We start from the raw sequence: 9657 nt of genomic DNA on the forward strand, positions 1-9657 counted from the left end.
GCCGGGGGCCCGGCGGCGGGTGCGGTGGTCATGTACGGGCACTCACTCTCTGATGCCGGGTGATACGGCCTGTGGTGCTGGATGGCATGGTGGCCCCGGTACGGGTTGATGGCTCGTACGGGTTGATGGTTCGTGCCGGTGTACGGCTCGTGCCGGGTAACGCCTCCGGTGCCGGGTAACACGGCGCCAGAACGGAACGGCCCGGCCCGTAACGGCCCCGCGCTACTTGTCGATGACCTCGCCATCCGTCGCCGACTCGACCTCCTCGTCGTACTCCTTCGCCGCCTCCTCCACCGAGCTGTCACCCGTCGTCACCGACTCCATCGCCTCCTGGATCGCGGTGGAGACCTTCGGATACGCGGGGTACGCGGGCCGGTAGTGCGTCGAGGCGACAAGCTCCGTGAAGAACTTGATGCCGGGCTGCGCCTTCACGTACGACGGGTCGGCCGCGACGTCCTCGCGGACCGCGATGCCCGAGTTGGCGACGTACCACTTCTTGGCGTTGGCCGTCGTCTGCATGGTCTCGATGAACTTGAAGGCCAGGTCGGGGTTGCCCGCCTTGGACGGGATCGCCCAGGTCCAGCCGCCGGACATGCTCACCTTGCCGGGCGCCTGGCCGTGCTGTGTCGGCATGGCGGCGAGGCCCAGCTTCCGCGACCACTCCGGCCACTCGTGGCCCGCGCCCTTGCCCCAGTCCTGCGGCAGCCACGAGCCGTCGAGCGCGATGCCCAGCTTGCCCTCGGGCAGCAGCTCACCCCGCACGCGCGTGGCGAAGTTGGGGTCGAGGGCGTCGGAGACATCGGGGCCGAGCTTCTCCTTGTAGACCGTCTCGACGAACTTCAGGGAGTCCTTGAAACCCTTGCTGCCGGTGACCCACTTCTTCGCCCCGGTGTCGTACAGCGGGTCCTTGCCCGTGCCGTACGCCAGCATCTGGAAGCCCTGCATGGTCGCGGCCTCGCCGGCCGGCTTTCCCGTATAGACGTTCAGGGGCGTGACTCCCGGCACCTTCTTCTTGATCGTGCGGGCCGCGTCGAGGACCTCGGCCCAGTTCTTCGGCTGCCAGTCGGCCGGCAGGCCCGCCTTCTTGAAGATCGCCTTGCTGAACCAGAGACCGCGCGTGTCCGTGCCGTCCGGCACGCCGTACGTCTTGCCGTCGGCCGCTTTCGCCGCCGCCTTGGCCGAGTCGATGAACTGGTCCCAGTCCTTCCACTTCTTCAGGTACGGGTCGAGCGGTTTCAAGTACCCGCTGGTGATGTCCGAGTTGATGAGGAACGTGTCCTCGTAGACGAGATCGGGTGCGGTCTTGGGGGAGCGGAGCATCTGCTGGAGCTTGGTGTAGTACTCCGAGTCCGGCGCTTTGATCGGCACCAGCTTGACCTTCTTGCCGGGGTTCGCCTTCTCGAACTGCTTCTTGATGTCCGCCAGATAGGTGTCCATGATCCTGATCTCGTTGTCCGTGGACTGCTTGAACGAGATCTTCACGGTGTCGGGGTCGTCGCCGGAACCGCCGCCGCACGCGGTGAGGGTGCCGGCGGCCAGCAGGGCGGATGCCGCGAGGAGCGACGGGGTGGTGGTGGGACGCACGGGCACGACCTCCTACAGCGCGGGGTTGCGACGCGGGGCTGCCCGGTGAACGTAAGCGCGTGCTCGGAGCAAGGTCAATGCCCCTGCGGTGGGAGGGCGTTGACGCTTGTCATCAAGGTGACAACGTTGTTATCGGAGTAACGGGGTCGTCGGTTGTGCGTGGTTGTCGGTTGTGCGTGGTTGTCGGGTGTACGTGGCCGGGGTGCCCGGAGCGGGAGGTCACTCGGCCGCCGTGAGCCAGCGGTAGACCAGCTCCGGACGGCCGACTTGGCCGTACTGGGGGCTGCGGGACGCGCGTGCCGTGTCGACCAGGTGTTCCAGGTAGCGGCGCGCGGTGATGCGGGACAGGCCCGCCGACTGGGCGGCCGCGGCGGCGGTCAGGCCCTCGGGGGCGGCGCGCAGGGTGTGGATGACCCGTTCGAGGGTGGGCCCGCTGAGGCCTTTGGGGAGCGCGGCGGGGCCGGGCGCGCGCAGCGTGGCGAGCGCGCGGTCCACCTCGTCCTGGCCGGTTGCCTCGCCCTCGGCGGCGGCCGTGCGGAACTGCGCGTAGCGGGTGAGGCGGTCGCGGAGGGTGGCGAAGGTGAACGGCTTCAGTACGTACTGGACGACGCCGAGCGAGACGCCCTCGCGGACCACGGCGAGGTCGCGGGCGGACGTCACCGCGATCACGTCCGTGGGGTGTCCGGCGGCGCGCAGGGAGCGGGCCAGCTGGAGGCCGTGGCCGTCGGGGAGGTGCAGGTCGAGGAGGATCAGGTCCACGGGGGTGCGGTCGAGGACGCGGCGGGCCTCGGCGGCGGAGTGGGCGGGCTTCGGGATGGCGTCGAAGCCGGGGACGCGGTTCACGTAGAGGACGTGGGCGGCTGCCGCGACGGGGTCGTCTTCGACTACGAGTACGCGGATCATCTGGTGCGGTCACCTTTTGGCGGGCCTTGGGTGCTTTGGTCGACGCTCACCTCGTCGATGCCCGGCGCCGTGGGCTGTGCGGTGCCTTGGTCGGCGCCCATCTCATCGGCACCCTGCGCCGTGGGCTGTGCCCACCCGTTCCGCCTTGCGGAACGCCTGCCCACAGCGGTGGCACCGGCGGCGGCCGCGGAAGCGGCAGCTGGAACCGTCAAGGTCACTTCGAATTGGGCGCCGCCCTCCTCCGCCTCCCGTAGCGTCAGCACGCCTCCGTTCCGCGTGACCGTCTGGTCGACCAGCGCGAGGCCCAGGCCCCGGCCCGTCGCCGCCTTCGTGGACCAGCCGCGTTCGAAGACCGCCTCCCGCAGCGCGGGGTCGACGCCGGGGCCCGTGTCCGAGACGCGCAGGAGCAGGCTCGTCTCGTCCGCGCGGGCCGTCACCGTGACCCGCGCCGCCGGTGAGCCCTGTGCCGCGTCGACCGCGTTGTCGATGAGGTTGCCGAGGACCGTCACCAGGTCACGGGAGGACAGGGACGCCGGAAGCACGCCGTCGTCGATGCTGCTGTCGTCCGAGACGACCAGCTCCACGCCGTGTTCGTTGGCCTGCGCCGCCTTGCCGAGGAGCAGGGCCGCGAGGACCGGTTCGCTGACGGCGGCGACGACCTGGTCGGTCAGCGCCTGCGCCAGCTCCAGCTCGGCGGTGGCGAAGTCGACGGCCTCGTCGGCGCGGCCGAGTTCGATGAGGGAGACCACCGTGTGGAGGCGGTTCGCGGCCTCGTGGGCCTGCGAGCGCAGCGCCTGCGTGAAGCCGCGCTCGGAGTCCAACTCGCCGGTAAGGGCCTGTAGTTCCGTATGGTCGCGCAGGGTGACGACCGTGCCTCTGCGCTCGCCGCCCGTCACGGGCGAGGTGTTGACGACGACCACCCGGTCGACGGTCAGATGCAGCTCGTCGACGCGCGGCTCCGACGCCAGGAGCGCGCCGGTGAGCGGCGCGGGCAGCCCCAGCTCGGCGACGTTGTGTCCCACGATGTCACCGGCGACGCCGAGCAGTTCCCGGCCCGCGTCGTTGATCAGCGCGATCCGCCGCTGTCCGTCCAGCATCAGCAGCCCCTCGCGCACCGCGTGCAGCGCCGCCTCGTGGTAGTCGTGCATACGGCTCAGCTCGGCGGCGTTCATCCCGTGGGTGCTGCGGCGCAGGCGGGCGTTGATGACGTACGTACCGATACCGCCCAGTACGAGGGCTCCCGCGGCGACGCCGAGCAGCGCGAGGAGCTGGCCGCGCGCCTTGGCGGTGATCTCCTCGATGGTGATGCCCGCGCTGACCAGGCCGATGATCGGGCCCTCACCCGCGTCGCCGGCCCGGATCGGGGTGACCACGCGCACGGACGGGCCGAGCGTGCCCGTGTACGTCTCGGTGAAGGTCCTGCCGCGCAGCGCCTCCCGCCGATGGCCGAGGAAGCGTTCGCCGATGTGCCGCTCGTCGGGGTGCGTCCAGCGGATGCCGCGCGGGTCCATGATCGTCACGAAGGCGACGCCGGTGTGCCGCTGTACCTGGGTCGCGTACGGCTGTAGCCGCTTCGACGGGTCGTCGCCGCCGCGTATGGCCTCTCGTACCGAAGGGGAGTCCGCGACCGCCCGGGCCGCCGCGGTCGCCTGGCGGCGCGCGCTCTCCTCCGCCTGGTGCTTGTCGCTCAGATACGTGAAGAGCGCGTACCCGGCGACCACGACCGTGACCAGCACGATCTGCATCGCGAAGAGCTGGCCCGCCAGGCTGCGCGGCAGGCGGCGCCGACGGGATGGGCGAGTGGGAGGCATGGTGCCAGTCTGCCTCGTCGCACAATGCGCCGGACGGCGCGGACCAGCGGGGGATCGGCACGGGCCGGTGCTGGCCAGTGATCGCGCGGGTGCGAACTAAATGAACGCAAGGGTGACCGGCCTCACAGCCCGGGAGATAGTCGCCGGGATCGCCCAGGACGTGAGCCGCACGCACTGCGGGCGCCGCCGCCGGACACCCTCGGGTGCCGCCGGCACCACAACGCCGAAGTCGTCGTTCAAGGAGTCAAGGAGGGCCCCCGTGACCACCACGGCCGACCCGCACATGGCACCCGCCGCCAAGCGGGACCGCACGCATTACCTCTACATCGCCGTCATCGGCGCCGTGCTGCTCGGCATCGCCGTCGGCTTCATCTGGCCGGACTTCGCCAAGGAGCTGAAGCCGGTCGGCACGGGCTTCGTGAACCTGATCAAGATGATGATCTCGCCGATCATCTTCTGCACGATCGTGCTCGGCGTCGGCTCGGTCCGCAAGGCCGCCAAGGTCGGCAAGGTGGGCGGGCTCGCGCTCGCCTACTTCGTCGCGATGTCGGTCGTCGCGCTCGCCATCGGCCTCCTCGTCGGCAACATCCTGCACCCGGGCTCCGGCATGGACCTGACCGAGTCCGAGAAGGGCGCGGGCCACGAGGCGGCCGACGAGGCGGACAAGGGCCTCGTCGACTTCGCCCTCGGGATCATTCCCAAGACGCTCGTCTCCGCCTTCACGCAGGGCGAGGTGCTCCAGACCCTGCTCGTCGCACTGCTCGTGGGCTTCGCGCTCCAGGCCATGGGACGGTCGGGCGAGCCGGTGCTGCGCGGCGTCGAACACATCCAGAAGCTCGTCTTCCGGGTGCTCGGCATGATCATGTGGGCCGCGCCCGTCGGCGCGTTCGGCGCGATGGCCGCCGTCATCGGCGAGACCGGCGCCGACGCGCTCAAGGCGCTCGCCACGATCATGATCGGGTTCTACGTCACCTGCGCCCTGTTCATCCTGCTCGTACTCGGCACGCTGGTGCGCATGGTGGCCGGGGTCAACCTCTTCAAGCTCTTCAAGTACCTGGGCCGCGAGTTCCTGCTGATCCTCTCCACCTCCTCCTCGGAGTCCGCGCTGCCGCGGCTCATCGCGAAGATGGAGCACCTCGGGGTCAGCCGCCCGGTCGTCGGCATCACCGTCCCGACCGGCTACTCCTTCAACCTCGACGGCACCATGATCTACCTGACCATGGCCTCGCTCTTCATCGCCGACGCCATGGACCAGCCGCTCGGCATCGGCGAGCAGATCTCGCTGCTGCTCTTCATGATGATCGCGTCCAAGGGCGCGGCGGGCGTCTCCGGTTCGGGCATCGCGGTCCTCGCGAGCGGCCTCCAGTCGCATAAGCCCGCGCTCGTCGACGGCGTCGGCCTGATCATCGGCGTGGACCGTTTCATGAGCGAGGCCCGCGCCCTCACCAACTTCGCGGGCAACGCGGTGGCCACGCTGCTGATCGGCACCTGGACCAAGGAGGTCGACAAGGAGCGGGTCGCCGCAGTCCTCGCCGGTCAACTGCCTTTCGATGAACGTACGTTGGTCGATGACGGGCACGCGGACCGTGACGCGGGCGGTGACGGGGCCGAGGCGACGGAGGCCGCGGCCTCGCTGCCGGAGCGGCGGGGCGAGGGCGGCAAGGAGCCCGCGAAGGTGTAGACGCCGTTCAGGGACGAGCGCGGGGCGCCGCCCGTGACGTAACCGCTCTTGAGCGCGTACGTCGTGGGCGGCGCCCCGCGCTCATGCGTCTGCTCGCGCGCCCGGCGCTTGTGACAGGCCCGCGATGATGTCCCGCGCCCGCTCCACCGGGACGCCCGCCGAGAGCAGGGCCGTCGACGCGGCGGCGCGGCCCGCGTCCCGTGGGTCGATGAGGCCGTCGTTCACGGCCTCCATCAGGCCGAAGAGCTGCTGCTCATGGACGTACGCGAGGGCGGCGGGCGGCAGCGGGGAGGCGAAGGAGCCGTCCGCGAGGCCGAGGCGGAGCATGTCCACGCACTCCTTGCGCACCGGGGCGAGCCGCTGCCTGATGCCCTCCATCGCCACGCTGCGCTGCGCGAGGCCGACCAGGAGACGGTAGCCGTCGGCGATCTCCCAGACGGCGACCATCGAATGGGCGAGCGACTCGGCGGGGTCGTCCGACTGGGCCCGCCCGGAGGCGTGGGCGGCGGCGACCGCTTCGACCGCGCCGTCGATGAGCGCGCCGATCAGCGCCTCCCGGCTGGGGAAGTGGCCGTACACCGTCCTGCGTACGACCCCCGCGGCGCGGGCGATCTGGTCCATGGACGCGTCCGGATCGCGAAGGAGTTCGGCGAGGGCGACCTCCAGGATGCGGCGGCGGTTGGCGTCGGCTCGGCTCATGGGCTCCATTTTGCACGGCTTGCCATGGGTGGCCCCGCGACTTCGCGGACGGCTTCCCGGGGCCCGCCCCGCGACCGTTTTGCACAGCTGTGTGCAGTGGCGTAAATTGCACAGCGGTGTGTAATTGCACAGTGCTGTGCAAGGTCACCGGAATGCAAGAACGCACAGCGGCAGGGAAGGGTGAGACTTCGGTGGCTCTAGTCATGAAGCAACCGGTCGAGGAGATGAAGGGGCCGTACGCGCGCCGCTGGTGGGCGCTGGGGGTGCTCTGCCTGAGCCTGCTGATCATCGTCATGGCGAACACGGCGCTGACCGTCGCCGCCCCCGACATGACCAAGGACCTCGGCCTCTCCAGCTCCGACCTCCAGTGGGTCATCGACGGCTACACCGTCCCGTACGCGGCGCTGATGCTGCTGCTCGGCGCGATCGGTGACAAGTACAGCCGGCGCGGCGCGCTCGTGCTCGGCCTCGTCGTCTTCGGCGGCGGCGCGGTGGCGGGGTCGCTCGTCGACAGTTCGGGCGGGGTCATCGCGGCCCGTGCCGTCATGGGCCTCGGCGCGGCCATGATCATGCCGGCCACGCTCTCGCTGCTCGCGGCGACGTTCCCGAAGGGGGAGCGGGCCAAGGCCATCGTGCTGTGGACCGCCACCGCGGGCCTCGCGATCGCCGCAGGGCCGCTGGTCGCCGGCGCGCTCCTGGAGGACCACGGCTGGTCCTCGACCTTCCTGATCAACGTGCCGGTCGCCGCGCTCGCGATCGTCGGCGCCTTCGTGCTGATCCCGCCGTCCAAGGCCGGGCACCACGACCGGATCGACTACGTCGGCGGGCTGCTCTCCGTCGTCTGGACCGGCGCGCTCGTCTACATGATCATCCAGGGTCCGCACTTCGGCTGGGACGCCAAGGCGATCTCCGCGGCGGTCGTCGCGGGCGTGGGCCTGGTGGCGTTCGTCGCCTGGGAGCTGCGCCACCCGCACCCCATCCTGAACGTCCGCCGCTTCCTGGACCGCCGCTTCGCGGGCTCGAACCTCGCGGTGGCGCTGTTCTTCCTCGCGGTCTTCGGCGCGTTCTACTACCTGACCCAGCACCTCCAGTTCGTCCTCGGCTACAACCCGCTGGAGACGGGCGTGCGCATGCTGCCGCTCGCGGGCGCGGTCTTCGTCGGCTCGGCGCTCACGGGCTTCCTCACGCCGCGCATCGGCATGAAGATCACCGTGTCGGCGGGCATGGTCGCGGGCACGGTGGCGCTGGCGCTGCTCACGCAGGTCGACGCCTCGTCCTCGTACGGGGACTTCGTCGCCCCGCTGATCGTCCTCGGCCTGGCCATCGGCCTCGCGCTCTCGCCCTGCACCGACGCGATCATGGGGGCGTTCCCCGAGTCGGAGCTGGGGGTCGGCGGCGCGGTCAACGACACCTCGCTCGAGCTGGGCGGTTCGCTCGGCATCGCCATCCTCGGCTCGGTGCTGGCCAGTTCGTACTCCTCGAAGCTCGAGGACGCGGCCTCGGCCTCCGGCGCCAAGCTGCCCGACGGCACGCTGGACACCGCCCAGGACTCGGTCGGCGCGGGCTACGCGGTCGCCCAGGGCATCGGCGAGAAGGCGCACGCGACGGCCGAGAAGGCGGCCCACGCGGGCTCCCAGCAGGAGGCCGCGCAGCTGAAGGCGCAGGCCGAGCAACTGACGCAGGGCGCGGGCAAGATGGCGGACGCGGTCACCTCCGCGTTCTCGGACGCGGTGGCGCACACGAGCCTCGTCGGTGCGGTGATCCTCGGGGTCGGGACGGTGCTGGTGGCGGTGCTGCTGCCGCGCAAGGGCCGGGACGCGCAGGCCCAGGAGGCCGACGCGCAGACCTCGGAGGCCGACGCGCAGGCCTCGGAGGCCGACGCGCAGGCCTCGGAGGCCGACGCGCAGGCCTCGGAGGCCACCACCGCCGGGGCCGGCCGCAAGAAGTAAGTAACACCCCTGCCGGGGCAGGGGGTTCGACCGCAGGAGAGTCCCGTTTCGGGGCGTGCCCGTCGGCACGCCGCCGGGACTTCTCCGCGATCGGGCCTCCTGCCCCGTTGTGCGTTCGGGAGCCACCTCCGGGGCTGTGGCCAGGAGTTATGCTGCGCCGCAAGTACAGGGGAGGGAACGCGCCATGAGTTTTCGCAGGTTGTTCGGGATGGGCGGCAGGGGCGGCGACCAGGAACCGCCGGAGATCGACACCCAGATCACCACGCTCAACCCGATGCCCGGCCGGGCCGTCGAGGGGGAGGTCATCCTCAAGGGCGGCGGCCAGGGCCTCAAGATCGACTTCCTCAACCTCGACGTCGTCGCCAAGGCCTATGACTACGACGGCTCGGTGGGGGAGGACGAGCTGACCAACCTCTCCACCGGCCGCTACGAATTCACGGTGGCGCCCGGCGCGGAGGAGCGGGTGCCCTTCAAGGGAACCCTGCCCTGGGAGTGCCCGGTCACCGAACTCCGGGGCCAGGCCCTCGGTGTCGACATGTCGCTGACCACCCGGCTCGAGTGGGAGTCGGAGTCGCCGGTCAGGGACGTGGACTTCCTGCACATCGCGGCCCCGCCGGTGTTCGAGGCGGTCCTGGACGTGTTCGGCGAGGAGGGCTACCTCGTCGAGGGCTCGCGTCTGGTCGACGAGTACATCCCCGACGTCGAAGCGCGCAGGGGTCTGCACCAGATCTTCTTCCTCGGCTCTCCCGCGCGGGGCGCGGACCGCTTCGGGGAGCTGGAGGTCGTCTTCCTCCAGAACGTCGTCGGCGTCCTGGTCTTCGTGCGCCGCGCGGCCCGCTCCACGTTCAGCTGGTCGGAGAAGCCTCCGGCGCGTTCCTTCGCGGTCGCGCACCACGAGGCGGGCGAGGCCGACCTCGGCGCGCGCGTCCGCAAGGCGCTGGAACAGCTGGCGCTCATAGACGGGTAGCCGGGGCCCGGTGCCGCCCCGGGTGTCGGTGCCGTGTCCCCGGGGCCCGGTGCCGGCCCCCGC

Annotated in this window: 7 protein-coding genes; 3 read left to right on the forward strand and 4 right to left on the reverse strand. The window is 70.8% G+C overall.

The genetic code is table 11. From position 1 onward, the window contains the following. Nucleotides 1–222 precede the first annotated feature (222 nt). The 3 genes from GKQ77_RS20115 to GKQ77_RS20125 form a co-directional block, all read right to left on the reverse strand. Nucleotides 223–1590, reverse strand: coding sequence for an extracellular solute-binding protein (locus GKQ77_RS20115; protein ID WP_219690311.1), 1368 nt, complete (start codon nucleotides 1588–1590; stop codon nucleotides 223–225). 213 nt (nucleotides 1591–1803) lie between these two features. Further along, a complete protein-coding gene (locus GKQ77_RS20120) occupies nucleotides 1804–2487 on the reverse strand; it encodes a response regulator (protein ID WP_219690312.1) in 684 nt (227 codons plus the stop codon). Then, on the reverse strand, nucleotides 2484–4298 hold the full coding sequence (locus tag GKQ77_RS20125; protein ID WP_258021615.1) for a sensor histidine kinase: 1815 nt from the start codon (nucleotides 4296–4298) through the stop codon (nucleotides 2484–2486). Before GKQ77_RS20125 ends, GKQ77_RS20120 begins: the two co-directional genes overlap by 4 nt. Nucleotides 4299–4581: 283 nt before the next feature. Between GKQ77_RS20125 and GKQ77_RS20130 the strand changes: the two genes are divergently transcribed. Further along, on the forward strand, nucleotides 4582–5979 hold the full coding sequence (locus GKQ77_RS20130; RefSeq protein WP_219690317.1) for a cation:dicarboxylate symporter family transporter: 1398 nt from the start codon (nucleotides 4582–4584) through the stop codon (nucleotides 5977–5979). A gap of 81 nt (nucleotides 5980–6060) precedes the next feature. On the opposite strand, the gene GKQ77_RS20135 is transcribed toward GKQ77_RS20130, so the two are convergent. Continuing rightward, a complete protein-coding gene (locus GKQ77_RS20135) occupies nucleotides 6061–6687 on the reverse strand; it encodes a TetR/AcrR family transcriptional regulator (protein WP_219690313.1) in 627 nt (208 codons plus the stop codon). 182 nt (nucleotides 6688–6869) lie between these two features. On the opposite strand from GKQ77_RS20135, the gene GKQ77_RS20140 reads away from it, so the two are divergent. After that, nucleotides 6870–8627 (forward strand): DHA2 family efflux MFS transporter permease subunit, encoded by a 1758-nt coding sequence (locus GKQ77_RS20140; protein ID WP_219690314.1) that lies wholly within the window; start codon nucleotides 6870–6872, stop codon nucleotides 8625–8627. Nucleotides 8628–8811: 184 nt separating this feature from the next. Then, nucleotides 8812–9594, forward strand: coding sequence for a sporulation protein (locus GKQ77_RS20145; protein WP_219690315.1), 783 nt, complete (start codon nucleotides 8812–8814; stop codon nucleotides 9592–9594). The last annotated feature ends 63 nt before the right edge of the window (nucleotides 9595–9657 follow it).

It is taken from the genome of Streptomyces anatolicus (assembly GCF_019400875.1).
Lineage (GTDB): Bacteria > Actinomycetota > Actinomycetes > Streptomycetales > Streptomycetaceae > Streptomyces > Streptomyces anatolicus.

Coding starts and splice junctions, on each gene's coding strand:
- GKQ77_RS20135 (WP_219690313.1), bottom strand. CDS start 6,687: ATGGAGCCCATGAGCCGAGCCGACGCCAACCGCCGCCGCATCCTGGAG.
- GKQ77_RS20120 (WP_219690312.1), bottom strand. CDS start 2,487: ATGATCCGCGTACTCGTAGTCGAAGACGACCCCGTCGCGGCAGCCGCC.
- GKQ77_RS20130 (WP_219690317.1), top strand. CDS start 4,582: ATGGCACCCGCCGCCAAGCGGGACCGCACGCATTACCTCTACATCGCC.
- GKQ77_RS20145 (WP_219690315.1), top strand. CDS start 8,812: ATGAGTTTTCGCAGGTTGTTCGGGATGGGCGGCAGGGGCGGCGACCAG.
- GKQ77_RS20125 (WP_258021615.1), bottom strand. CDS start 4,298: ATGCCTCCCACTCGCCCATCCCGTCGGCGCCGCCTGCCGCGCAGCCTG.